This window comes from Veillonella sp. CAG:933, from assembly GCF_000431435.1.
GTDB lineage: Bacteria > Bacillota > Negativicutes > Veillonellales > Veillonellaceae > Veillonella_A.
Window position 1 is genome coordinate 1 of the sequence record NZ_HF986262.1, and the last position, 25,144, is coordinate 25,144.

General features: G+C 42.2%; 23 protein-coding genes and 1 tRNA gene. 5 read left to right on the forward strand and 19 right to left on the reverse strand.

Translation table 11 applies throughout. The features are described from left to right. Positions 1-80: 80 nt before the first annotated feature. From QZL64_RS13600 to QZL64_RS13615, 4 genes are all read right to left on the reverse strand, one after another. On the reverse strand, positions 81-497 hold the full coding sequence (locus QZL64_RS13600) for a DoxX family protein (protein ID WP_021842491.1): 417 nt from the start codon (positions 495-497) through the stop codon (positions 81-83). Between the two features lie 607 nt (positions 498-1,104). Beyond that, positions 1,105-2,082, reverse strand: a complete 978-nt coding sequence (locus QZL64_RS13605) for an aldo/keto reductase (protein ID WP_021842492.1) — start codon at positions 2,080-2,082, stop codon at positions 1,105-1,107. A 243-nt stretch (positions 2,083-2,325) separates the two neighbouring features. Next, on the reverse strand, positions 2,326-3,492 hold the full coding sequence (locus QZL64_RS13610; protein ID WP_021842493.1) for an alpha/beta hydrolase: 1,167 nt from the start codon (positions 3,490-3,492) through the stop codon (positions 2,326-2,328). Between the two features lie 306 nt (positions 3,493-3,798). Further along, entirely contained in the window at positions 3,799-4,473 is a 675-nt protein-coding gene (locus QZL64_RS13615) for a YjbE family putative metal transport protein (RefSeq protein WP_021842494.1), read from the reverse strand. A gap of 390 nt (positions 4,474-4,863) precedes the next feature. Between QZL64_RS13615 and QZL64_RS13620 the strand changes: the two genes are divergently transcribed. Beyond that, positions 4,864-6,225, forward strand: a complete 1,362-nt coding sequence (locus tag QZL64_RS13620; RefSeq protein WP_021842495.1) for an MATE family efflux transporter — start codon at positions 4,864-4,866, stop codon at positions 6,223-6,225. Positions 6,226-6,395: 170 nt separating this feature from the next. On the opposite strand, the gene QZL64_RS13625 is transcribed toward QZL64_RS13620, so the two are convergent. Next, on the reverse strand, positions 6,396-7,040 hold the full coding sequence (locus QZL64_RS13625; protein WP_021842496.1) for a hypothetical protein: 645 nt from the start codon (positions 7,038-7,040) through the stop codon (positions 6,396-6,398). 321 nt (positions 7,041-7,361) lie between these two features. Here QZL64_RS13625 and QZL64_RS13630 point away from each other — a divergent pair. Both QZL64_RS13630 and QZL64_RS14605 read left to right on the forward strand, forming a co-directional pair. Continuing rightward, positions 7,362-7,445 (forward strand) — tRNA-Leu (locus QZL64_RS13630). Positions 7,446-7,641: 196 nt separating this feature from the next. Continuing rightward, positions 7,642-7,716 (forward strand): putative holin-like toxin, encoded by a 75-nt coding sequence (locus tag QZL64_RS14605; protein WP_226974596.1) that lies wholly within the window; start codon positions 7,642-7,644, stop codon positions 7,714-7,716. A 259-nt stretch (positions 7,717-7,975) separates the two neighbouring features. Here QZL64_RS14605 and QZL64_RS13635 read toward each other — a convergent pair whose 3' ends face one another. Then, entirely contained in the window at positions 7,976-8,503 is a 528-nt protein-coding gene (locus tag QZL64_RS13635) for a flavin reductase (protein ID WP_021842497.1), read from the reverse strand. Positions 8,504-8,964: 461 nt separating this feature from the next. Here QZL64_RS13635 and QZL64_RS14610 point away from each other — a divergent pair, with 461 nt between their 5' ends. Then, positions 8,965-9,033 (forward strand): putative holin-like toxin, encoded by a 69-nt coding sequence (locus QZL64_RS14610; protein WP_226974403.1) that lies wholly within the window; start codon positions 8,965-8,967, stop codon positions 9,031-9,033. Positions 9,034-9,180: 147 nt separating this feature from the next. Here QZL64_RS14610 and surE read toward each other — a convergent pair whose 3' ends face one another. The 8 genes from surE to recG all read right to left on the reverse strand — a co-directional run bounded on the left by surE (position 9,181) and on the right by recG (position 17,536). Then, positions 9,181-9,948, reverse strand: a complete 768-nt coding sequence (gene surE / locus QZL64_RS13640; RefSeq protein WP_021842498.1) for a 5'/3'-nucleotidase SurE — start codon at positions 9,946-9,948, stop codon at positions 9,181-9,183. Between the two features lie 235 nt (positions 9,949-10,183). After that, complete coding sequence (locus QZL64_RS13645; RefSeq protein ID WP_021842499.1) at positions 10,184-11,449, reverse strand: glycosyltransferase family 2 protein; 1,266 nt, start codon at positions 11,447-11,449, stop codon at positions 10,184-10,186. A 14-nt stretch (positions 11,450-11,463) separates the two neighbouring features. Then, positions 11,464-12,135, reverse strand: a complete 672-nt coding sequence (gene pssA, locus QZL64_RS13650) for a CDP-diacylglycerol--serine O-phosphatidyltransferase (protein ID WP_021842500.1) — start codon at positions 12,133-12,135, stop codon at positions 11,464-11,466. Next, a complete protein-coding gene (locus QZL64_RS13655; protein ID WP_021842501.1) occupies positions 12,128-12,772 on the reverse strand; it encodes a phosphatidylserine decarboxylase family protein in 645 nt (214 codons plus the stop codon). The genes pssA and QZL64_RS13655 overlap by 8 nt, the downstream gene beginning before the upstream one ends. A 14-nt stretch (positions 12,773-12,786) precedes the next feature. Next, the gene (locus QZL64_RS13660) at positions 12,787-13,512 is read right to left on the reverse strand and encodes a WecB/TagA/CpsF family glycosyltransferase (protein ID WP_021842502.1); all 726 of its coding nucleotides are present in this window, start codon (positions 13,510-13,512) and stop codon (positions 12,787-12,789) included. Positions 13,513-13,531: 19 nt separating this feature from the next. Then, positions 13,532-14,986 (reverse strand): IMP dehydrogenase, encoded by a 1,455-nt coding sequence (guaB, locus tag QZL64_RS13665; RefSeq protein ID WP_021842503.1) that lies wholly within the window; start codon positions 14,984-14,986, stop codon positions 13,532-13,534. A gap of 61 nt (positions 14,987-15,047) precedes the next feature. Then, positions 15,048-15,233, reverse strand: a complete 186-nt coding sequence (locus QZL64_RS13670; protein WP_021842504.1) for a 4-oxalocrotonate tautomerase — start codon at positions 15,231-15,233, stop codon at positions 15,048-15,050. Between the two features lie 185 nt (positions 15,234-15,418). Next, on the reverse strand, positions 15,419-17,536 hold the full coding sequence (recG, locus tag QZL64_RS13675; RefSeq protein ID WP_021842505.1) for an ATP-dependent DNA helicase RecG: 2,118 nt from the start codon (positions 17,534-17,536) through the stop codon (positions 15,419-15,421). A gap of 217 nt (positions 17,537-17,753) precedes the next feature. Between recG and rpmB the strand changes: the two genes are divergently transcribed. Then, on the forward strand, positions 17,754-17,942 hold the full coding sequence (rpmB, locus tag QZL64_RS13680; protein WP_006556543.1) for a 50S ribosomal protein L28: 189 nt from the start codon (positions 17,754-17,756) through the stop codon (positions 17,940-17,942). A 500-nt stretch (positions 17,943-18,442) separates the two neighbouring features. On the opposite strand, the gene QZL64_RS13685 is transcribed toward rpmB, so the two are convergent. The 5 genes from QZL64_RS13685 to tyrS all read right to left on the reverse strand — a co-directional run bounded on the left by QZL64_RS13685 (position 18,443) and on the right by tyrS (position 25,131). After that, positions 18,443-19,450 (reverse strand): deoxyguanosinetriphosphate triphosphohydrolase, encoded by a 1,008-nt coding sequence (locus QZL64_RS13685; RefSeq protein ID WP_226974137.1) that lies wholly within the window; start codon positions 19,448-19,450, stop codon positions 18,443-18,445. A gap of 152 nt (positions 19,451-19,602) precedes the next feature. Further along, positions 19,603-20,430: a pyruvate, water dikinase regulatory protein gene (locus tag QZL64_RS13690; protein WP_021842507.1), complete on the reverse strand. Its 828-nt coding sequence runs from the start codon at positions 20,428-20,430 to the stop codon at positions 19,603-19,605. A gap of 76 nt (positions 20,431-20,506) precedes the next feature. Continuing rightward, the gene (locus tag QZL64_RS13695) at positions 20,507-21,136 is read right to left on the reverse strand and encodes a CBS domain-containing protein (RefSeq protein ID WP_021842508.1); all 630 of its coding nucleotides are present in this window, start codon (positions 21,134-21,136) and stop codon (positions 20,507-20,509) included. A gap of 75 nt (positions 21,137-21,211) precedes the next feature. Continuing rightward, positions 21,212-23,596 (reverse strand): phosphoenolpyruvate synthase, encoded by a 2,385-nt coding sequence (gene ppsA, locus QZL64_RS13700; protein WP_021842509.1) that lies wholly within the window; start codon positions 23,594-23,596, stop codon positions 21,212-21,214. A gap of 326 nt (positions 23,597-23,922) precedes the next feature. Then, on the reverse strand, positions 23,923-25,131 hold the full coding sequence (gene tyrS / locus QZL64_RS13705) for a tyrosine--tRNA ligase (protein ID WP_021842510.1): 1,209 nt from the start codon (positions 25,129-25,131) through the stop codon (positions 23,923-23,925). Positions 25,132-25,144: the final 13 nt, after the last annotated feature.

The window sequence follows — 25,144 nt, forward strand, 5'->3', positions numbered from 1 at the left end:
TTTATGTGTTCAATTTCATTGTACAATTAACCTATTAATTACAATATTAAATTTCAAGGCTTAACACAATCGCTCAATTCTTATTTATGAGCAATTTTGTAGTCAAAGCTGAAACGGCCAGGACCGGCGATGAAAAGCATAATAGCGCCGAACATCATCTGAGACGGATAGTCCCATTTTAAGAAGCCATTACCCAATTCCAATACAGTAGCCACGAATAAAGTACCTACAATCAGTAAGGCACCTAAACGAGTACCAAGGCCTAATAAAACTAACAAGCCGCCGATTAATTCAGCACTGGCTGCCATGATACCTAACATGTAATAGCCACCGGTAATACCAAATACGCCTAACATGCTACCTACAGCAGTCAACACTTGTTCGCCGCCGGCAAATTTGAAATAGCCGTGTGCCATCATCGATAAACCAAAAACAATACGATAAAATAATAAGCCTTGATCTTGGTAACGGAATAAGTTTTTCAATAAAATGTCCATGTTTGTCACTCTCTTTCGTTTTGTTGAAACATTATCTAAACACATGTACCGCCCAAAAATCTAATACGGTACCTTTAACACAACAACACTAACCGCTTAATACCGCGATTAATACTGATTCGTTTTAACTAGTAATAACTATGATTACATGTACATTATATAGCGCTTTTCCGACCTTGTCAACAACTATATTTAAATTTCTCTATATTTCATTATAAGAACTAATTTCAATTAGATTGCCACCATAATCTCGCAAGTATACACTCTGCATAGCGCCTTAATTTTCATAATTATCCCCCGCCTTCGTTCTACACCAATTTTTCTACGTATTTTATAAACTGTTTCGTCACCGGTGATGCCTCGCTTCTATAAATCCTTCAATTAATAGAATTATAGGTGACATGCAACACGTTTTGTGCTAAACCTATGTCCATATTTTTATTCTCTATGTGAAAAGAGTAGTCATGTTGTACTGTACTTAGCCCTCCTCTCTCAAGAAAGGCCCGGTCAATCAACGTGACTACTCTTTTTTATAGGTTGTACCCGCTCAATAATACGAGGTTTGTCGCTCTAATACGAGCCTTTTCATGTCCTCACCTAAGAGTTTTTAACGGGCACCCATAACCTTATGAGGTACATACGGTTCTTCCAAATACGCCACATCTTCGTCGCTTAACTTGACGTCGATAGCGGCCACCGCATCATCAATATATTTTTCCTTAGTCGGCCCAATAATCGGTGCTACTACGCCCTTATGCCATTGCCAAGCCAAAGCAATGCCGGTACGCGTTGTACCGTAACGCTCAGCCAATTCACCGACACGATCAACGATAATTTTATCCGTATCCTTCGTGCTATCGTACTTGCCTTTAGCAAATTTATCGAGTTCCGCTCTCGTCGTAGTAGCCGTCCAGTCACGACTGAGGCGACCGGCTGCCAACGGGCTATATGGCGTTAAGCCAACGCCCATATCCTTACACAAAGGAATCATTTCACGTTCTTCTTCACGATATAACAAATTATAGTGATTCTGCATGGCTACAAACGGCACCCAACCATGACGCTCCGCCGTATATTGTGCCTTTTGGAACTGCCATGCATACATGGCACTGGCGCCCAAATAACGAACTTTGCCATCGGTCACCAAATCATTAAGAGCGCGCATCGTTTCTTCAATCGGCGTGTTATAGTCCCAACGATGAATGTACAAAATATCCACATAATCAAGGCCTAAACGGCGTAAACTTTGTTCTACTTCATACATAATTTCTTTGCGAGACAAACCACCGCCATTCGGACGGTTACGCATTTCCACAAATACTTTAGTCGAAATTACCACATCTTCGCGATGCATAAAATCCTTAACGGCACGGCCCAAAATCTCTTCACTCACGCCATTACTATAGCAATTCGCCGTATCAAAGAAGTTAATTCCCTGATTAACCGCATGTTTGATGACTTTACGGGCTTCCGGTTCTTCCAAAACCCAACAAAACTGTTCACTTACCGGTGCGCCATAACTCATACAACCCAATGCCAATTTAGAAACATCAAGACCGGTGCGGCCTAATTTTACGTATTCCATAGTATCTCCTTACCGGTACGGCCCCGATTAGTATACAACCATTAAGATTCCACTAATCAGCAATACCTTCATATTAACTACGAAAATTTATTTCCTGTTTTTATTATAGCAAGCAAAATAAGCGTTGCCTATAATTTTATAAAAAAGCCTGCAAAACTACAGGCCTTTTTATCAATTAACCATATTTATATAAATTTATTTGCCAAGACCTTTGGATTTCAGCCATTGTTCTGCCAAATCTGCTTATTTAACGTTCTTCTTAATCCATTTTTCCACGTGAGCCTCTACTTCATCACTGTTTTTATCTTGGAAAATGAAGTGTTCATTACCGTAAATACCTTCTTTTGGCAAGTCAATAACCGTTACATTACCACCGTTAGCATTCATTTCTTCAGCAAATTTCTTGGCATTATCACGACGACCTTGCCAAAAAGCTGTAGCAGAAATAGCAGGATCGCCATTGTCGATGTAATCACCATAGTAGAACACTACCGGAATTTTCTTTTCATCAATCGCTTTGTACGCATCACTGCCGGCTGCCGGAGGATTACCCGGTTCAATTGCAATAATACCGGCTATATTATTGGTATACGTTGCAGCGAGCCAGCCCGGACCGCCACCTTGAGAATGAGTCACTACAATTGGTTTTTCACCGGTTTTGGTGGTTACTTCATCCACCGTAGTAGCCAACGCTTTACCTACTACAACAGGATCAAAATCAAATCCCGTATCGGTTTTCATAAAGGTATCCGGCGTCATTTGTCTGAAGAATTGATCAACCGAAGCATCATCATTCGGGAATTGGGAACCTTCATACACGACGGATTTATTGTTTTCCCAGCGACCAATACGGAATTGTGTGTACCAGCGTTGATCCAATGTTTTATTCGTAATAATACCCGGTACCGAGGTAGTACCCGCTTCACCGCGACGAGGTTGGTCTACTAAGAATACGCTATGCCCTTCACGAAGGAAATAGTCGGACCAGCCCGGACGTCCATTCGGTGTTGTCATCCAGCCCATGCGGGACTGACCATAGCCGTGCAAGAAAATCATCGGTGCTTCATCGGCTTTTACCGGAATCTGATACATCACATTCGCATGGTCCGCATGTAATGTCTGACCTGCTCCCGTTGCTTCCCAAAGATCTTCCGGATTGAATGTGCCTTCACTTTGTAACACCACACCGCCTACCGAAAAAATACCTTGTTCCGCAATTTGTAATGGCTTACGCTGCTTCATAGCCTTATTGGTAATTAATGCCGATGATTGGGTATTCGCTGTAATAGTCGTTGGCGGATTGGCTGCCACTTCATCAGCTGCCGATACAACCATATTAACAGCCATCGTGGAAGAAAGAAGTGCAGATGCTACAAATAAACGAAGTGCTGTTTTTTTAATCGTATTCATGGATAGTCCTCCTAAGGTAAAAATTAATGGTAAAAAATATCAGTTTATTTAATTTTTCGATTACTTACTACCCTTTTAGTATATCGAAAATCTTCTCTAAAAGTACAATAGCACTTCTCAATACATGTATGCGTCTTGTTTATACTAAAGCGTTCCATTACTTAATATGCATTCTATGAACCTACATTAATTCTGTAATGATATAAAAAGAGGTCTTAATGAACGATTTCATTGCCGCAACTAAGCTACTAAGTCGTACATTAAGACCTTTAATTTTGTATTCTTTATTCAGTTATTAGCTTATTCTTAGTTATCAGCTTTTTTCGCTGTCAATTTACGTTGAATCAAAGCAGCACCAACGACTAAAATAATACAAGCGATTTTGAACGGTAAACTAATCGGGTCAATTAAATCGAATGTATACTGGTCAACGTGAATCATTTCACCGCCGATCCAGCCTAAAATACCGCCACCGAAGAAGAGAATAACAGGGTATTTTTCAATCAACTTGATGAACATCGTACTACCCCAGATAATAATCGGTACAGTGATTAAAATACCAACAAGTACAAGCATCATGTTGCCTTCGGCTGCACCAACAACGCCGATAACGTTATCGATACCCATGATACCGTCTGCAATTACAATGGTAATAATGGCATCGCGCAAATTGCTCTTTGCCTCAATATTATGAGACGATTCATTGGCGGCCATCAATTTATAGCCAATCCAAAGTAATAATACACCACCTACTAAGCGTAACCCCGGGATATTATTAATCGCTTCCACAAAAAGAAACGCCATAATTAAGCGTAAAGCAATCGCCCCGAATGTGCCCCAGAAAATAGCCAGCTTACGATGCTTCTCCTGTAAGTTTTTGGCGGCCATACCAATAACAATCGCATTGTCGCCGGCCAATAAAATGTCGATGACAATAATTTTTGCAATTGCCAATAATCCTGCAGCTGAAAACAGTTCCAAAATCATACCTCCGTCAAATTAATCAATGTATCGTAATATATCAATATACTATAGATATTATATCGAAATATCGTCACCTTGTCGATAGAAATCTGAAAATTTTTATAGCCTACTTTTTAATAAAAATCGCTTAACTCTAGCAATCCTTCCATATCACAATACATACACGGCTAACGATATTTCGACAATATCGCTTCCCGCCTAACAACTTTTCAATCTTCTGATGCTATGTTACAATAAAGTTATAATAATATTGACATGATGAACACATTTCGAGTAATATGTTGTGATTAATACATTGCGAATCAGATATTACGCTTTTCTTGTGATTATTTTAAAATCTCCGATGCTTAGTTGGAGACTTTTTTATTGTATAGATAAGGAGTTCGTATGCATCCTACCTTTAAAATTTTTGAAAAAATCCTGCTGTTTTTGCGGTTAGCGGGCCCTATCGTATTAACACAGTTCTCGCTAATTGCGGGCTCATTTGTAGCCATCTTACTATCCGGTCAATACAGCACCCTGCATCTCGCCGGGGTATCTGTAGGCTATAATATTTGGACGGCTTGCTTCTTCGGTGCCATGGGTATTTTACTTGGAATTTCACCTATTATTGCGCAACTCTTAGGTGCTGAAAAAAAGGATACTATCCCCACCATTATTACGCACGGTCTCTATTTGGCCATCATTCTGGGAAGTCTATTGATTATTGCCGGTGTCCTTGCCCTCAAACCGCTTTTGACACTCATTAATCTGGCGCCCGATGCCCAAGTTATAACCATCGATTACATGATAGCCATTGCCTTCGGGATTATTCCGCTCATGGGCAGTACAGTGTTGCGAAATTCGGTAGACGCTCACGGCTTTACCCACTATTCGATGATGATTATGGTATCCAGTTTTGTCCTCAATGTAATTCTGAACTATGCCTTGATTCTTGGCCATTTTGGCTTGCCCGCCTTTGGCGGCGTCGGTGCCGGCATTGCTACAGCCATCAGCTGTTGGTACAACTTTTTAGCCTATATTATTATTTTACTTTTTAATAAAAACTTCAAACACTATAAGGTCTTTAGGCAATGGCCCGCTTTTCAAAGTCCCTATGTAATTGAACAGTTAACCTTGGGCGTTCCTATCGGTATTGCCATATTCTGTGAAATGAGTATTTTCAGCTTAGCCGGACTCTTAATGGCTTACTATGGCACGGAAATCATTGCCGCCCATCAGGCAGCTATTAGCTTTACTAACTTATTCTACGGGTTTCCGCTCAGTATCAGTATTGCTTCTACCATTACCGTTGGCTATGAAGTGGGTGCCCAACGATTCCGCGACGCCAAACAATACGCCTATATCGCCCGTGGCATCGCCATTATCATCGCCATTCTAATCTGTATGTACAGCTTTACCCACTTGGAACAAATTGCCGGCTTCTATACGAATGATCCTCATATGACCGGTCTAATCAGCAGTTTCTTAGCCTATGCGGTCTTCTTTACTGTTATCGATGCCTTCGGCACACCGCTTCAAGGTATATTGCGCGGTTACAAAGACGTGCGAATTATCTCTATCATAGCCCTAAGTTGCTATTGGGGCGTGAGTACGCCGATAGCAGCGCTCTTTACTTTTGGGTTCGACTTTGGTCCTTACGGCATCTGGATGGGCCTCTTAGGCGGCCTTACCGCTGCGTCCATTGCCTATACAGTCCGCGTTTGGTATATTCAACATCGCCGCTACGCTAAAGAGCTGGAAGCATAAATTGCTTTTGATTGTACTGAAAAATATATTCGTAACTCATGAAAACTAGAAACACAGGGTTGCTTACTCAATGATAAGCGCCCTGTGTTTTTTGCTATCTATTAATTTTGAAAAACATCTTTCGGTTATCGCATCCTACAAGTCATTTACTTTTACTTTTACTTTTACTTTTACTTTAACTTAACTTGAAACGCTCGAACCGGCAAACGGTCTTTGCCACTAACGGTCCCAATAATAGGTAAACGATCGGCGAGCGGTGTCATGGCAATCGGTTTGGTTAGGCCCAGTAACTCATTAAAACGATCAATTAACACTTGTTTCTGAGCTATCAACTCTTTTTGGGCTTCACCGGTCATAGCCACGCCCTCTTCATAGACATAGTAAAGTTGAATCGACTCGCCCGTAAGTACGAAATACGTCGCTTTAAGAAAAACCGATTGCGTCAATATGGCCAATAAACGTTCTAATTCGGCAACACTCTGTACCGGCACGGTAATCGTCAATGCATGTAACACGCCACCATTGCGACCGGTCAAGTTTTGACCATAGTACGAAATCGGCGCCATAACGGCTTCGGAGTCCGGATCTAAATTCAGAATTTCATTCAATTCATCACTAATCGCCGAATGGCCTGTTGGCTTACCGGATGCGTCTTTAGTGACTAAAATACCATTTGGCTTACCTTCAGAGCCCCCCTCTTTTTCGAGTATGCCTTCAGGGAAGATTTTTCGATAAAATGTCTTAGCATCTATTTCCTGATAGTTCTCACTCTCTATATATTGCAGCAAAGCTTCATATAATTGACTCATATCCATATTATGTCTCCTTTATTAAGTTTAATTCTCAATATAATTGTCGTACTGGATTATTACCAAATAAAGGCTAACTTTAGCCGATTATATAACGTCAGTAAAATAAGACATTTAAACCCCTTCTTAATTATCATCAGAGTAATTATTCCGGAACATGTTCTATATGTAATTATACAAAATTATCATTACAATTTGAAGCTGAAACTATTTCACCGTTTGCCCAATTTCTCCAACGCTAAATTTACTAACTAAGCATAATGTGCTTTAACAGCGCGTTTATTTGACATGAAACATCAAAAGTAATACAATAAGTACATATTTCATGCGGTTGTGGCGGAATGGCAGACGCGCTGTCTTCAGGCGGCAGTGCCTTCGGGTGTGCGGGTTCGACTCCCGCCAACCGCACCACAAAAATGCTATTTCTATGATATTGGGTGATGATTGCCCGCTCATAGAAATAGCATTTTTTATTTATATAATCTTTCAACTTTTCCTCAAGAACATACTTTCGATTATATCTTTAATTATAGATATAAAAGGAGTATACTAATAATCAAGAGCCGTTATAGTGCGACTAGGTCATCTCTGTTAAGGAGGTGAGATCATGAGTGTATTCGAAGCATTATCCTTGATGATAGCTTTTGCTACTCTAGTGGTCTTAATTCTACATGAAAAATGACCTAATCGTTAAGTAACGACTAGGCCATTTCTCAATTTGTAATCTTACCCAGAGATGAGCCTAGCGCTACGAAACACTATGACGGCTCGTCTTATGTATATATCTTAACGCAATAATATATAAGCGTCAAGTAAACTAATACTCATCCTCAACAGTAAGGCATATAATAGTGCACATACTTTTAGGGATATATTCATTACAAACCCATTTATTGCAATATTTAGTACTAAATTAGCACATGATTTAATCAGGTAATAATTTATTTTATATCTGTTACAGAACCAATAATTTGGTAATGAGGTTGCCATCCGCCTTTAAAATCAGGATAAGTTTGTGGCAAAGATGCATAGTAATCCTGTACATCCTGCGACAAATCTTCTTTAGTAAACTGATGCAAATACAGTTTGCGACATAATAGTGTCAGTTCAGCTTCTTCAAAAGTTACGCCATCACCAGAAGCAACCGGAGTCAGCCCTGCGCCTTTAGCTTTATCGCCATCACGCCCCGAATGAGATCCCATATAGCCTAAAGCTTTACGAAATTTCGGGTCAAAAAAGCTAACCGTAAAAAAGTCATTCCGCTTTAAAAATTCACTGGTATAGCGGGCCGGATGAATATATACCGTTGCCACTTTATGACTCTGTCCGGGATTCCCCCAAATATTGCCCAAACTCCCCCAACTAACAGTACAACTATTATAGTCCTCTATAGAACCGGCCGTTACCAACGCCCAATTTTTTTCAAACAACTCCATTAACTTGTTTGTATCTTCTTTTAATACTGACATTTAAAACATCCTTTCATGCCATACATCAGCCATAGTCTAATAGCCTATGTATAGCCTTGTATCTACATTTCTAAATTTCTATATATGTTATTATATACTAATAAAATAGCATTGGCAAGTATGTACTTGTTAGATAGACACTACCTTTTCCTCTTTTCTTCCTGTCTTCTTAGCACCTTTTTAGCACATTTTAATACCTATTTTACTTTTATTATAGACTATCTTCCCATTCTTGACACCTTATAATAATTCACGTATAGTTAAAATATTAGGAGAAGTCAACCCATCATGTCGCCTTTGAGCGATTGGGGTTGGCTTCTTTTTTATTTAATATAATCTTTCAACTTTTCCTCAAGAACATATTTTCGACTTTTTCTTTAATTATAGAGATAAAAGGAGTATACTAATAATCAAGAGCCGTTATAGTGCGACTAGGTCATCTCTGTTAAGGAGGTGAGATCATGAGTGTATTCGAAGCTTTATCCTTGATGATAGCTTTCGCTACCTTAGTGGTCTTGATTCTTAAATGAAAAATGACCTAATACGTTTGTAACGACTAGGCCATTTCTCAATTTGCTAATTTCACTAGAGATGAGCCTAGCGTTACCACACACTATGACGGCTCGTCTTGTATATATCTTAACGCAATAATATATAAGCGTCAAGTAAAGCAATACTCACTTCTTAATCGTTCCCAAAATCTCACGCATTTGGGCTGTACCTTCGTCATCCTGTTGTTTCCAAGTAAGAGCCACCACCGTCACCTTACCTTCTTTGATAGAAGCTACGTCAGTCGGCGTTTCTTCCGGTTCAAAAGATAAGTTACCGCCAATCCAATAATATTTACGGCCTTTACGGTCTTCACGAGGATCGATAATATCGTAATACATCTGCATGCCTTGGTCGAGGATTTCACAATTATCCCAACCTACGGGACCTTCTTTGGCAAAATTCATATTCAACAGCCCCTTAAATTGCTGTTTTTCAAATACTTCACCTATGAATTCACGAATGAACGGCATAATTTCGGCACTCCGTTTTTTACTGTAGCGTTCAACGGATACGGCTAAGGCCGGCACCTTATAGAACATGGCTTCCATGGCTGCACTTACCGTGCCGGAATAAAGAGCATCGGATCCCAAGTTAAAACCGTTATTTACACCGGATACTACCATGTCCGGCATGTCATTTTTCAAAAAGTGAGACAACGCAAATTTCATGCAATCTGTCGGCGTTCCCGTTACGGCAAAGCGTCTCGGATTGTCTTCCTCGTCTGAAAAACGGCGCAACCGTACCGGCATCTGAATGGTAATGGCATGTGATTTGGCACTCTGTTCCACTTCCGGTGCAATCACCGTTACGCGGTGCTCTTTGGCAAGTTCCGCGCCTAAATCTAATATCCCGTTGGCCCATACGCCGTCATCATTTGTTAATAAAATGTGCATAGTCTTTTATAGATCCTTTCTTTTCACCATAAAACAGGCTACTCACTTCCTAAGATAATAGCCATCTATCTATTATTATATAGAGATTTTTAATACAAGTCCACCAAAAAGCATGAACATTGACAGCAACGAATGTATCTAACTTCTATATTGTAACAATATATCAGTAAATAATTTCTTCTATATATCCTATATGCAAAAAAGTGCCTACGCTACTAGGCACTTTTTAACAGTTTTATTTCTTTATCGATTTATCCGCATCACCCATGCGCGTCAATTTCACTTCACCAAGCGAAACGCCGCGTGTATGCTGGGTATGGGCCCACACTTTATCATGGCGATTCAAATAACCAAGGAAGGTTACCGGAACCCAACTGTACATGAAAAGCGGGTACACCAAATAATAGAGCCAAACTTTAGGCGGTACTTTAATGGTGGCCAATACGATGAGTGGGAACAAATACTGCCCGATACCGATGATGGTCCACACCGTAACCGGTAAAATCTGGTAAATAATATTCGTATAAATCGGCACGTACGCATTAATATAGGTCATAATCAGATAGAACGTAGATACCAATAAGAAATACGGCTGACTAATCTGAATAATACCGTCTAAAATACGTAAGTTCCCCTGCTTAATCCCTTCAACAAACAGTTTCGGAATATAGCGTTCGCCACAATCAAAATGCCCTTGTGCCCAACGCTTACGCTGCCGCCATGATTGCATAAAGGTCAACGGTTTTTCATCATACACGATAGCATCATGAGCCCACGTTGTTTTCACCCCATGAATCAAAAGCTTCATGGAAAATTCCATGTCTTCGGTCAAACAATTACAATCCCATCCATAGGTCTTAATAATGTCCGTACGGATACACATACCCGTACCACCGAGCGCGGTCGACAAGCCAAGGTTATATTTAGCTAAATGCCACATGTGATTCACTTGCCAGAAAGCAATCGCAAATGTGCCTGCCACCCACGTATCTGTTGGGTTCTTTGCATTTAAATAGCCTTGAATAACCGGCTCTCCCAATTCTAAGTGGTAATTCATTTCAGCTAAGAAATGAGGATGTACCAGATTATCAGCGTCAAAAATTACGAAGGCATCATACTCGCGGTCCATTTCGTAGATGCGGTTAAACATCCAGCCCATGGCATAGCCCTTACCTACCTCTTCTTTATTTTCACGCTCATGCACAATCGCACCGGCATTGCGAGCTATTTCAGCTGTCTTGTCGGTACAATTATCAGCTACTACAAAAATATCGTACAGCTCTTTCGGATAGTCAAGAATCTTCAAATTCTCTACCAATTGACCGACAACGGCCTCTTCATTATGAGCACATACAATAATGGCAAATGAGTTCTTAGGCGTATAATTCTTTTTTTCTTTCCTTCGCCACATGCCCGCTACGGCCAACACGAAATAATAAAGCGTATAGAATACGATTATTACCTGTAGCGGAATCATGAGAAGGTCAAGAATATAATCCATTTACGTCCTTCACCTCACCGTTTTACAAGATTAATAGTTGTGTTACAAATACCAAATACGGCGTACAGGGCAAAGATAAGAACCGGCCATGAATGCCAATCCCACACTAAAGCTAACACGCCAAGAATCGCAACAATAATTAAAGCCAATGTATTTACCGGATCGGCCCCCTTGCCTTTAAAATCCGGATGATGCACGCGACTTACCATTAAATAGCCGACTACCACCATTAAAACCATCAAAAGCCATTCCGGTAAACGAATGCCGGATAAAACATAGGTTGCGGCCATACAGCCGGCAGCCGGAATAGGCAAACCTAAGAAGTAACCATGTACTTCATCGGTCATAATGTTAAAACGAGCTAAACGGAAAGCACCGAATACGGAGAAAGCTAACAAAGGCACATAGCCAAGCCAGCCGGTATGACTCAATTGATACATGTATAACATGTAAGCCGGTGCAACCCCGAAACCAACCACATCCGCCAAGGAGTCTAATTCACGCCCCATTGGTCCGGATACGCCCAGCGCGCGAGCTACACGGCCGTCACAGCCGTCAGACAATAAGGATAATAACACACAAATTGCTGCTAACGTAAATTCACCTTGGGCCGCGAAAGTTATGCCTACGACGCCAAAGGATAGATTAGCAGCCGTAAACAAATTTGGAAATATAGACTTATCCATTTTTTTGCAGCCTCCCGATAATCGATTCTCCGCCACGTACATAATCGCCTTTTTTAACAGTAATCTCTACTGATTTAGGCACGAAAACTTCTGTACAAGATCCGAATTTAATCATCCCGTACAGTTCTCCTTTGGCCAGATTCTTACCTAAATCTGTCCACGATATAATACGTCGCGCTAATAATCCTGCGATTTGAGTAACTAAAATTTCAATTTTACCATTGTCAATGCCAATGGAGTGACGTTCGTTTTCAAAACCGACCGAATCTTTATAGGCCGGCAAAAATCCGCCACATGTATATTGTCGGAACGTAATTTTCCCTTCCATCGGCGCGCGATTTACATGCACATCAAACACAGAAAGAAAAATCGTTACCTTCTTACATTCAGTATTTAAGAATAAATCTTCATACACTTCACTTACTTCCATTACCTTACCGTCAGCCGGTGATACCAGCACGTCCGGATCATTTGGAATTACCCGTTTCGGATTTCTAAAAAAGAAGGTAAAAAAGCAAGCCAGTATAAATGGTATTATCGCCACATACGGGGAGATAAAATATCCCACCAGAAATGCTATAAGAAAAGTTACACCGATAAAAGGGTAACCATCTTTAACAATAAACCCTGTGGGCATCTTGCACCACCTCTCTATTTTTTTGATTGCTTCACCGCCCACATAAACTTAGGTAACGCCATCATTCGGCCGATGCGTTGCGGTTGATTGAGCAATCGATATAACCATTCTAAACGATTTCGTTGCATCCATTCGGGCGCTCTTTTTACATGGCCCGCCATAACATCAAAGGAACCGCCCAAGCCGATAGCGACTACTTTATCTAAATGAGACAGTTTGGAAGTAATCCATTTTTCCTGTTTGGGCACACCTAAGGCCACCAGGACAAGTTTAGCTCCACCATCTTCAATGGCTTTTATAATTTCAACTTCTTCTTGCTCATCAAAAAAGCCGGAGTGGATACCGACTACCTGTAAAGGACCAATGCGAGCCTCCATATTCTTTACAGCTTGCTCCGCTATACCGGGGGCTGCGCCGAAAAAATACACAGGCGTTTTATGTTGTGCTGCTTCTTGCAATAAGGCTACCGCCAAATCACAACCGGCCACACGTTCGGGAATGTGCTGCCCCAATTGCTCGGCAGCCCATAGCACGCCGGCCCCGTCGGGGACGGCCATATCTGCTTGTTTTAAAATTTGGTGCAATTCTTTATCGTGACGGGCGCGCATAACCATTTCAGCGTTAACCGTGACTACAGTATGTAGCCCCGGCTCAGAATATAAATTCTGTACACGCTGAACTGCTTCTTTCATGGTTATGACATCAACCGGCACATCGAGAATGCTCAATTGATTTCGCAAAACAAATACACCTCAATAATCAGCCGCTATAGTTAGGAGCTTCAACCGTGATGCTAACATCATGCGGATGGCTTTCTTTAAGACCTGCGGCAGTAATTTGGATAAACTGAGTATCATTAATCATTTCTTGGATATTATGACAACCACAATATCCCATGCTGGCACGTAAACCGCCTACCATTTGGAAAATAGTATCAGCTAACATACCTTTGTAAGGCACACGACCTTCAATGCCTTCCGGAACTAATTTCTTAGCTTCCGACTGGAAGTAACGGTCTTTACTACCCAATTTCATAGCACCTAAACTACCCATGCCGCGGTATACTTTATAGCTACGACCTTGATAAATAACCGTTTCGCCGGGACTTTCGTCCGTACCGGCCAAGATGTTACCCATCATAACAACATTGCCGCCCGCTGCAATGGCTTTGGCAATATCTCCGGAGTATTTAATCCCGCCATCGGCGATGATTGGAATATTGTAACGACGACCTACAGATGCACATTCGTAAACAGCTGTAATCTGTGGCACACCGATACCGGCAATAACACGAGTCGTACAAATAGAGCCCGGTCCGATACCTACTTTAACAGCGTCAGCACCGGCTTCAATTAATGCTTCCGTACCGGCTGCAGTTGCTACGTTACCGGCAATTACAGGCATAAACGGGAATGTTTTCTTTATTTCTTTAAGCGTACGCAATACGCCGGCAGAATGACCGTGAGCCGTATCAACAATGATTACGTCCGCTTTAGCAGCTACCAAAGCTTCCATGCGGTCATATAAATCCTTACTTACACCAACGGCTGCGCCTACGAGTAAACGACCGCTGCTGTCTTTAGCCGAATTAGGATATTTCGTTGCTTTTTCAATATCCTTAATGGTAATTAAACCTTTTAAATAGCCGTTGTCATCAACTAAAGGTAATTTTTCAATACGATGGCGACGCAAAATAGCTTTGGCTTCTTCCAAAGAAGTACCTACCGGTGCGGTTACCAAATTTTCCTTCGTCATAACTTCACCGATTGGTTTATTTAATTCATTTTCAAAACGCATATCACGGTTCGTAATGATACCGACTAATTTGCCGTCAACAGTCACAGGTACACCTGAAATTGCGTATTTACGCATTAATTCTTCCGCATCAGCTAATAAGTTCTGTGGGCTCAAGTAAATCGGATCAACGATGATACCATGTTCTGAGCGCTTTACTTTGTCCACCTCATGAGCTTGTTCCTCAATGGACATATTTTTGTGAATAACACCCATCCCGCCTTCACGCGCCATAGCAATAGCCATTCGGGATTCCGTAACTGTATCCATACCGGAACTAATCATTGGAATATTGAGCTTAATATCACGAGTCAGGTTTGTAGTGATGTCTACTTCATGCGGTAACACATCCGAAGCCGCCGGAACTAATAAAACGTCATCAAATGTTAATCCGCGTAAACCAAACTTATCTTCTCTCATGGTAACTTCCTTTCTCCTTAATTTCTGTTTCCTTAGCAAGACATATTTTTAAATACTTGTCTTATTTCTCAGAGCGCATAACGCCGGCTTCCATAAAGTTATCTTTTTTCATATCAGTGAAAATAACTTTAACAGCTTCTTTTGGTACGCCCACAATGTCTACCGTTGCGTTGGTAATAGCTTCGCCCAATTTTTTCTTCTGTTCAAAGGTACGACCTTCAACAAGCTCCACATGAATAATTGGCATTCTTCTCAACCTCCATCATCGTAAAACGAGTTTGTACAATATAGAAACGACTTTATCTATACTAGACTTTTCTATCATATTATTATACTTTAAAAGACCTATTCTGTACATGCTTAAATACAGCTTTTTCTCAAATTCAATCGTCTTATTGCTAATTGAAAAGCAAAATCAAATTTCACACTGAATCAGCTGTACAAAATTCGTTGGAAACTTTCCCCAAATCGTCGTAACAGCTCAGGTTTCATCAATTTTACCGCCTCATCAAAGCCTAGCTTCGCAAGCCAAGCTTTAGCGTCCTGACGTGCCGCTATCAGTAAATCAATATCTTTTAAAATATTGGCAATTCGTAAATCCGGCAGCCCCGATTGAGCGAGTCCGAATAATTGACCGGAACCGCGCAGCAATAAATCCTGCTCCGCCACTACAAAACCGTCTTGCGTACTCGTCATAACGGCCAACCGTTGTTTGCTGTCTTCACTGTGACTGTCGCTCACAAGGATGCAATAGGATTGCGTACTGCCACGGCCAACGCGTCCTCGGAGCTGATGAAGTTGCGACAGACCAAACCGTTCAGCCCCTTCTACGCACATAATCGTTGCATTAGGCACATTAACGCCCACCTCGATAACTGTGGTAGATACCAAGAGCTTTATGGTTCCCTTGTAATAAGCATCCATGATCGCTTCTTTATCGGCGGCGCTCATGCGACCGTGTACAAGGCCTACGCCAAACTTGCGATTATATTTTTCAGCCAACTCTTCATAGAGCTGCTCAGCCGCTACCAAGTCCAGTTTTTCAGACTCTTCCACAAGGGGACACACCACATACACCTGATGACCGGCGGTCATTTCTTTTTCAAAAAAACGATGCAATCGTTCTTTATAGGTTGAGTCCACCGCATAGGTCAAAACGGGCTTTCGACCCGGTGGCATTTCTTTAATGAGGCTTACTTCCAAGTCCCCATAAATAGATAGCGTCATGGTGCGCGGAATGGGCGTCGCCGTCATAACGAGCATATGCGGATGATGGCCTTTACGCTGCAACGTCGCTCGTTGTTCCACGCCAAAACGGTGCTGCTCATCAATAATAACGAGGGCCAATTTTTTAAACGTCACCGAATCCTGAATGAGCGCATGCGTGCCGATAACGATATCAATCGTGCCATCTGCGAGGCCTTCATAGATAACCTGACGCTCCGCCGGCTTCGTGGAACCCGTTAAGAGCGCCATTTTTACCTGTCCAAGACCGGCTGTTTGCCCCTGATCCGTACCTGCCGGTGCTGACGGATTCAGACCTGACGGGGCCACCGGATTCAGACCGGCCATCAACTCCGTCAGCCCTTCATAGTGCTGCTGTGCCAAGATTTCCGTCGGTGCCATTAACGCGCCTTGGTAGCCATTCTCTACTGCTTTTAATAAGGACAACGCCCCCACTACCGTTTTGCCGGAGCCTACATCACCTTGCAACAGCCGCCGCATCGGTCGTTCATCTTCCATATCGGCGGCAATCTCATTAAAAGCCTTTTGCTGATCACCGGTTAAAGCAAATGGCAAGGCTTTTAAAAAAGCCGGCACCAAATCACCGTCAGGCTGCATCTTAATGCCCAGTTCCGCCTGCTCCCGTTCCCGCAATAACAATAGCCCCGCCTGCATGATGAACAGCTCTTCATAAGCCAGTTGCTTGCGGGCTAAACCGTAACGCTCCACCGTGAGCGGATTGTGCATCTCTTTAAACGCTTCATAGCGCGTCATAAAATTATGTTCTTTCGTTATGTCCGTTGGCAATAACTCCGGCAAACTGTCATTGGCAGTAAACCAATTACTAATGGCATGACGTATAACAAACTGACTTACGCCGTCCACAAGGGGATACACCGGCACAATCCCGGCCTCCGCCACTTGCCCTTCCCGCAAAATCTCAATATGGGGCGTATTCATCTGCAACGAACCATACGCAAACTCAACCTTGCCGTATACATGCAATCGCTGGCCCACTTTGTAAAAATTCTTCTTGTAGCCCTGATTAAATAAAACAACCTTTAAACGGCCCGTCGCATCACCGATATAAATCTCCAAAATAGACAGACCGCGACGCGGCTTTTTCTCCTGAATATTTAAAACAGTTCCTTCCGTAGCACCTACGGCGCCTTGCTTCAACGCTCCAATAAGATAACTTACACTGCGATCTTCATAAGTCCTCGGGAAATAAGTCAATAATGACGACACATCCGTAATGCCGAGCTTATTTAACTGTTTCACGCGCCCCGGACCTACGCCTTTTATCGTCAATAATGATTCATCCATACCCATCTAATCCTTCCGACCATTTTTATAAAAACAAGTTTGCCCTACTGTGCTATAATATTATTATATCTTAAAACTAAGATATAGTGTAACATAAGAGTAGTAAAAACGAAGTAAAACAATGTTACTAGTATTAAAAATTGCTACTTGCTTTATTCTATCCCCTTGTGATAGAATACATATGTTATGTTGTAAATTATGCTTGGAGGTGGAAAATATGGCAAACCTTTGCGAAGTATGTGGCAAAACCACCGCTAGCGGTATGAACGTGAGTCACTCTCACATCCGCACGAAAAGGACCTGGAAGCCAAACATCCAGAGAGTACGAGCAATTGTAGACGGCGAAACCAAAAAGGTAAATGTATGCACTCGCTGCCTTCGTTCCGATAAAATTACACGCGCGTAAAAAATAAGAAGGTACATGTACTCTAAAAGAGGCGGCCCCTAACAAAGGGGTCGCCTCTTTTTATTACCAAAAACTTAACCTTTGCTGATTTCTATAGCTAATTCACAATCTACCAGCGACCGCCTCTGCAGCAACGCTGCAGACAGGGAGCCACACCACCCGCTCATCCCACTAAATCAGCCCACTTCTCACACGCGTTGCTCATTACTCTAGTCCTATCCCCATCCTTCTCGCCGGTTTACGAGGGGATATGTTTTTTACCCCCTCCTCCCCCCCGTGTTTAAGGAGACATATATTCCCCCCTTGCCCCCCAGGCCAAATTAGACTGCGCTGACACTGAAAAGGGTCCTGATCTCTAGGCTCTATGATAATTTTGAAAACAAAAACACTATATCCTCTAAGCAAACTTTTCGAGCTTGACTCGCCAGTTTGTGTGAGGATATAGTGTTTTGTTTCATTACCTATGAATAGAGAACAGGACCCTTTTTAAAGTCGCGCATCTAATTGGCCGGATCCCAAATCTTGGGAATATATATCTCCTTAAACAACTTAATCGCAAACTGATCCGTCAACCCCGCCACATAGTCCACGATATCCGTCAGCGTAATAATTCTATTCGGATCCACACCCTGTCTTACCACTTCATGGCGTAAAAGTTCCGGATTATCCAAATAATACAAAAACAAATATTTCACCACATGAGCTGCCCGATTGCGGTCCGGGATTAAAGAAGGAGCCCGATATACCGCCTCAAACATAAAACGGCGAAACTCATGCATTACGTATTCCACTTCCTTCGACATATGAATTTCCGGTTTATCCATGGATTCTCGTACCATATCCATAACCATAGTCGTAATCATCTGGGATGGCGTTGTGCCCAAAACAGAGCGCACCGATTCCGGCAAATCGTTAGAGGATAACATGCCCGCACGCTGGGCATCATCAAAATCATGACACAAGTAAGCTATTCTATCGCTAATCCGAATAATCTGACCTTCCAAAGTAAGCGGTATGTGCGTGCCCGTATGCCCCAAAATACCATCGCGCACTTCCTTTGTTAAATTGAGCCCGAGGCCATCTTTTTCAAGAACTTCCAAAGTCCTAAGACTCTGCTCATTATGGTTAAAATGCCCCACCATATCGCGCAGTGCATATTCCCCCACATGGCCAAACGGCGTATGACCCACATCATGGCCCATGGCAATGGCTTCAACCAAATCTTCGTTAAGACGCAGCGCCCGCGCAATGGTTCGGCCGATTTGACCAACTTCCAAGGTATGTGTCATCCGAGTGCGATAGTGATCCCCCGGTGCAATATACACCTGTGTCTTATGCTTCAAACGACGAAAACATTTGCTGTGAATAATTCTATCGCGGTCACGCTGAAATGCCGTACGCAAATAATCCGGTTTCTCTTCACGATCACGGACCGCAAACTTACTCTTTGCTGCATAAGGGGATAAAATTACTTCTTCTCTCGCTTCAATTTCTTCTCGGATTGTCATATAGCCTCCTGTTGCCATATTTACCCTCCACCGGGCTATGAGCCAACTACGCATCCATTATCGCAGTTCTTTTTAATATAGCTCACTTTTAATAAGTTTTACTTAATGCAATAATACGGCATAACGTAATCAAACGTCAATGCCGTATTGTTTTAGCGACTCGCTTCCTGTTGCTTATTGCGCTCAATAATCTGCATTACAAACGAAGCCGTTTCTTCGATAGATTTATTGGACACATCAAGGATAGGACAATGAACGCGGCGCATAACAGCCCTTGCATAGGCCAATTCTTCTTCAATACGAGCAATATTGGCATAATTGGCTTCACCGTCAAGGCCCATAGTGCGTAAACGTTCACTGCGAATATTATTTAATTTGTATGGATCGATGATAAGACCTACTACCTTTTTAGGCGGTATTTTGAATAATTCTTCCGGCAATGGCACTTCCGGCACCAACGGCAAGTTGGCGGCTTTGATTTTTTTATAAGCTAAGAACATAGATAACGGCGTTTTACTGGTACGGGAAACACCGATAATAACAATATCGGCCTTCTCAAACCCAGACGGATTTTTACCATCATCATATTTTACGGCAAATTCAATGGCCTCCACCTTTTTAAAATATTCTTGGTCCAACTTATGAATCATACCGGCCGTCAAACGAGGTTTTGTATCAGCAATGGTGCCCACTGCATCAAGAACAGGTCCCATAATATCAACGGCCTGAATCCCCATGTTTTCAGCTTCTTTATGCAAATATTGACGTAATGTAGGCGATACAATCGTGTGACAAATAATACTTTGTTCCTTCGCGGCCTCACTAATTACATCATCAATCTGGCTTTCCTGACTGATATAGGGAATGCGAATAATATCTATATTCTCCTTGTCGAATTGGCTCGCCGTCGCACGTGCTACGGACTCGGCCGTTTCGCCCAAAGAGTCGGAAATTGCAAAAATAACTTTATTGTTCTCCATGCCACACCTCAATTAAATCTATTAAGCGAACTCATTTCACTTTTTATTTTAATATGTCTAATCACAATGTGCAATATTACTTTACACCGCAATCTAAAAATAATTTAGTTACGGTCGTTTTAGAAATACGGCCCAACACTTTGTATCGACGACGGCCGTCATCTTCTCCCCGTTCCACAACGGGCAGACAGTCCACTTCATAATCAATCATACGCTGTGCCGCTTCTACCACACTGTCTTCGGCGGTGCAGGAAATCATCTTGCTCACGGGTGTCATAATCATGGAAATCGGCATCGTCTTCGGATCATTTTGACCGATGGCGGCTCGCAATAAGTCCTTACGAGATACAAGCCCCAATAAGTAGCCGTCATCACAAATAAGGACGGTCCCCACATCTTCGGTAAACATGGTAACAATCGTATCATACAGATTCGTATCCGCCGTTACAGCTACGGCCTGCGCCATCACCTGACCTACCGTAAATTGCCGAATTTCATTGGCAATAGGGCTCACACCTTGCTGACCGACATAATAATACCCTACCTTAGGCCGTGCATCTAAGAGGCCCATCATGGTCAAAACGGTCAAATCAGATCGCAAGGCAGAACGGGTTAAATCTAATTTAGCGGCAATGGCTTTCCCCGTAATCGGGCCTTCTTCTTTTACAATATGTACAATTTGGTCTTGCCGTTTAGTTAATTGCAAAACAGCCCCTCCTTTTATACTTTTTATAAAAAACAGGAGGCTACATGTAGCCTCCTGTCGCATTACACAGTAGTATTACCACTCTAATTCATTGCCAAGATTCCGGCCACGACCGGTCACAGCGTCAAGCATAATACGTTGTTCCAATTGAGCCACCATTTTTTTAGTTGCTTTTACCGCATCAGGATTTACCGAAATAGAATCGATACCGCTGCGCACCAAGAATTCACAGAATTCAGGGTATACGCTCGGAGCCTGACCACAGATGGATACTGTTTTGCCATCGCGGTGAGCTACTTCGATTAAGTGATGAATAGCACGGCGAACAGCCAAATTGCGTTCATCATAAATGTGTTGAACTGTTTCATTATCACGGTCACAACCGAGGATTAACATCGTCAAGTCGTTAGAACCGATGGAATAACCATCAACATATTGGTTAAATTGATCAGCCAAGATAATGTTGGAAGGAATTTCAGCCATGAGCCAGATTTTGAAGTCCGCACTGCGAGCTAAACCGTTTTCAGCCATAACACGGGTAACTTCAGCAGCTTCCTGTACCGTACGGCAGAATGGAATCATAACCTGCAAGTTTTTAAAACCATATTCTTCACGCACTTTTTTAATGGCCTGCAATTCCAATTGGAAAGCCGGTGCGTATTTAGGATCATAGTAGCGGGAAGCACCGCGCCAGCCGAGTAAAGCACTGGATTCATGCGGTTCATGTTTGTCGCCGCCCTTAAGGTCACGGTATTCGCTGGATTTGAAATCGCTGAGGCGAAGTACAACCTGACGAGGCGCCAAAGCCTGACAAACTTTGCGCATACCTTCAGCCAATGTATCAATGGCAAATTGACTGCGGCCGGTTTCAATTAAATGTAACGGATGTTCATGAATGAAGGTAGTCCAAATAAATTCTTCACGCATAAGACCAATGCCGTCGCATGGAAGTACGCCGTATTTTTCAGCTAAATCAGGATCACCCAAGTTCATGTATACTTTAGTGCCTGTTACCGGGATGTATTCGCTTACTACTTGTGCCGAAGCTTCTTCTTTCGGTTTAACCGCATCTTCAAGCATACCGTCATACACGATACCATTAGTGGCATCAACCGTAATTAACTGACCGTCACTGATACGGTGCGTTGCTTCTTCACTGCGACTCTTCGTGCCAACGATACAAGGAATGCCTAATTCACGACTTACGATAGAAGCATGACAAGTCATACCACCGGCGTCCGTAACGATAGCTTTTGCCTTTTTCATAGCCGGTACCCAGTCAGGAGCCGTCATAGTCGTTACGAGGATTTCCCCTTCTTTGAAGCTGTCGATATCGGCCGGATCAAGGATTACATGAGCTTTGCCGGCAGCTTTACCGGGACTGGCCGGTAAGCCTTTAACTACGATTTCACGAGTTGTGGTAGTCGGTGCATCTGTTGCTTTTTCAACCGGCTTCACTTCTTTATTCTTGCGGGACCATACAGTTTCCGGACGAGCTTGCAAAATCCAAATCTTGTTGTCCCGTTCGTCTACGCCCCATTCCATATCCATGTAGCAGCCATAATGTTTTTCGATGGCTTTGGCATAAGTTGCTAATTCTAAAACCTGTTCATCTGTAATAACCTGAGTTTTTGCTTTTTCTTCAGGAATTACAATTTCAGCACAATCGCCGTCCGGATTACGAACTAAGGCGATATTTTTATCATTAATCATACGGTTAACAATCTTCATATCTTTTTTGTTGACCGTAAAGTTATCCGGTGTAACCGTACCTTGTACTACATATTCGCCAAGACCCCAAGAGCCTTCAATCAAGATGCTTTCATCATTGCCTGTAACGAGGTCAACGGTAAACATAACGCCTGCCGCTTTGGAGAATACCATCATCTGAATGGCCGCACTCAAAGCAACCGTCATATGGTCAAAACCTTGTTTTACACGATAGTAAGTAGCACGGTCGGTAAACGTAGAGGCGTAGCATTCTTTAACTTTCTGAATGATAACGTCCGCACCGCGTACGTTTAAGTAGGTATCTTGTTGGCCAGCAAAGCTGGCATCCGGTAAGTCTTCGGCGGTAGCACTGGAACGAACCGCTACAAACGGATTTTCTTCTTTAACTTTTTCACCGAGTTCAGCGTAAGCTTTTTCAATAGCATCAGCCAACTCTTTAGGCATTTCCGCATCGCAAATTAATTTACGGATATTCGCACAAATTTCACGAAGTAATGCGGAGTTTTCCACATCATCTAATTTATCAAGTTCTGCTTTAATTTTATCTTCTAAACCGGTTTGCTCCATAAAGAACCGATAGCCATGAGCCGTGGTAGCAAAACCATACGGTACCGGCACATTGGTAGAGGACGTCATTTCCCCTAAGGACGATGATTTACCACCTACTAACGCCACATCTTCACGTTTTAATTCGTCAAACCAAAGTACATATGCATTTTCACGATTCATTATATGAAACCTCCTGAATAAAAGAAATACATCAACTACATAAATAGTATAACACATTTAATTGTGTGTCAATCATTTTTTCAAATTCTGATGCACTATATAGAATATACAGAAGCTAGTGTATCACATATAAACGATAGGCAAAAGAAAAGAGCAACCCTTTAGGAATGCACACATTCGCTAAGGATTGCTCTTTAACTTGACTATTTGTAATAGCTTGTTGACGTATTGACATAATTGCGCCAATTAGTGCAACACATTTAACTGCAGATACAATTAACTATAGGTACATTTAATAGTAAATGTAATAGCGGTTAACGGTACTATTAGTTAAATTTAATTTTGATAAATTTACGTTTACCCACCTGAAGAACCATATCTTCAGCGAGTTCGATATTTTCATCACTGCATTTTTCACCGTTGATTTTGAACGCACCGGCTTTAATGGAGCGACGGGCTTCACTGTTCGAGGCAGTAAGACCTGCATCGGTCAACAATTGTGGTACATATACAGGTTCGGTTGGTTTAGCCATAGCGTATTCAGGAATATCAGTCGGTAAATCGTGTTTTTGGAAAACGCGGATAAATTGTTCCTGTGCTTCATTAGCTGCTTCTTCACCATGATACAAGCGCACAATGGTATGTGCCAATTTCATCTTCGTATCGCGCGGATGAGCTGTGCCGTTTTCTAAGGCTTTTGCCAATTCTTCCTGATCTTCGATGGACATATCCGTAACGAGCATGAAGTAACGCATCATGAGCTCGTCAGGAATGGACATGGCTTTACCGTACATTTCCGTAGCCGGTTCGCTGATGCCGATGTAGTTGCCCAAGGATTTACTCATTTTCTGAACACCGTCAAGGCCTTCCAAAATAGGCATAGTAATGATAGTTTGAGGCTCCTGACCATATTCTTCCTGTAAATGGCGACCCATTAGCAAGTTGAAAGTTTGGTCCGTACCGCCAAATTCAATGTCTGCATGTAAAGCAACAGAGTCGTAACCCTGCATCAAGGGGTACATGAATTCATGAACACCGATAGCACGACCTTCGCTGTAACGTTTTTGGAAATCATCGCGTTCTAACATACGCGCTACTGTATATTTAGCAGCCAGTTTCAAAACATCTTCAAAGGATAATTTGCTGAGCCATTCACTGTTGTAAACCACTTTAGTTTTGGACTCATCCAATACTTTAAAGATTTGCTCTTTATAAGTAGCCGCATTATGAGCAACTGCCGCTTCATCCAATGGCGGACGGGTTGCACTTTTACCGGTAGGGTCACCGATGCGAGCCGTAAAATCACCAATTAAAATTACGATTTGATGACCTAAATCTTGGAAGGTTTTTAATTTGCGCAAAACAACCGTATGGCCCAAATGAATATCTGGTGCCGTTGGGTCAAGGCCCAGCTTAATCGTTAACGGTTTGTTTTCAGCAATGGATTTTGCCAATTTCTTCTTAAAATCTTCTTCAGGAAGTAAATTCTCCACGCCGTGTTTAATCAGACGCAACTGTTCTTCCAATGTCTTCATCAATCTTCCTCCT

Bases quoted from the DNA above. Each gene is read 5' to 3' on its own strand.
- QZL64_RS13600 (WP_021842491.1), bottom strand. From the start codon at position 497: ATGGACATTTTATTGAAAAACTTATTCCGTTACCAAGATCAAGGCTTA.
- QZL64_RS13605 (WP_021842492.1), bottom strand. From the start codon at position 2,082: ATGGAATACGTAAAATTAGGCCGCACCGGTCTTGATGTTTCTAAATTG.
- QZL64_RS13610 (WP_021842493.1), bottom strand. From the start codon at position 3,492: ATGAATACGATTAAAAAAACAGCACTTCGTTTATTTGTAGCATCTGCA.
- QZL64_RS13620 (WP_021842495.1), top strand. From the start codon at position 4,864: ATGCATCCTACCTTTAAAATTTTTGAAAAAATCCTGCTGTTTTTGCGG.
- QZL64_RS13625 (WP_021842496.1), bottom strand. From the start codon at position 7,040: ATGGATATGAGTCAATTATATGAAGCTTTGCTGCAATATATAGAGAGT.
- QZL64_RS13635 (WP_021842497.1), bottom strand. From the start codon at position 8,503: ATGTCAGTATTAAAAGAAGATACAAACAAGTTAATGGAGTTGTTTGAA.
- surE (WP_021842498.1), bottom strand. From the start codon at position 9,948: ATGCACATTTTATTAACAAATGATGACGGCGTATGGGCCAACGGGATA.
- QZL64_RS13645 (WP_021842499.1), bottom strand. From the start codon at position 11,449: ATGGATTATATTCTTGACCTTCTCATGATTCCGCTACAGGTAATAATC.
- pssA (WP_021842500.1), bottom strand. From the start codon at position 12,135: ATGGATAAGTCTATATTTCCAAATTTGTTTACGGCTGCTAATCTATCC.
- QZL64_RS13655 (WP_021842501.1), bottom strand. From the start codon at position 12,772: ATGCCCACAGGGTTTATTGTTAAAGATGGTTACCCTTTTATCGGTGTA.
- guaB (WP_021842503.1), bottom strand. From the start codon at position 14,986: ATGAGAGAAGATAAGTTTGGTTTACGCGGATTAACATTTGATGACGTT.
- QZL64_RS13670 (WP_021842504.1), bottom strand. From the start codon at position 15,233: ATGCCAATTATTCATGTGGAGCTTGTTGAAGGTCGTACCTTTGAACAG.
- recG (WP_021842505.1), bottom strand. From the start codon at position 17,536: ATGGATGAATCATTATTGACGATAAAAGGCGTAGGTCCGGGGCGCGTG.
- rpmB (WP_006556543.1), top strand. From the start codon at position 17,754: ATGGCAAACCTTTGCGAAGTATGTGGCAAAACCACCGCTAGCGGTATG.
- QZL64_RS13685 (WP_226974137.1), bottom strand. From the start codon at position 19,450: ATGACAATCCGAGAAGAAATTGAAGCGAGAGAAGAAGTAATTTTATCC.
- QZL64_RS13690 (WP_021842507.1), bottom strand. From the start codon at position 20,430: ATGGAGAACAATAAAGTTATTTTTGCAATTTCCGACTCTTTGGGCGAA.
- ppsA (WP_021842509.1), bottom strand. From the start codon at position 23,596: ATGAATCGTGAAAATGCATATGTACTTTGGTTTGACGAATTAAAACGT.
- tyrS (WP_021842510.1), bottom strand. From the start codon at position 25,131: ATGAAGACATTGGAAGAACAGTTGCGTCTGATTAAACACGGCGTGGAG.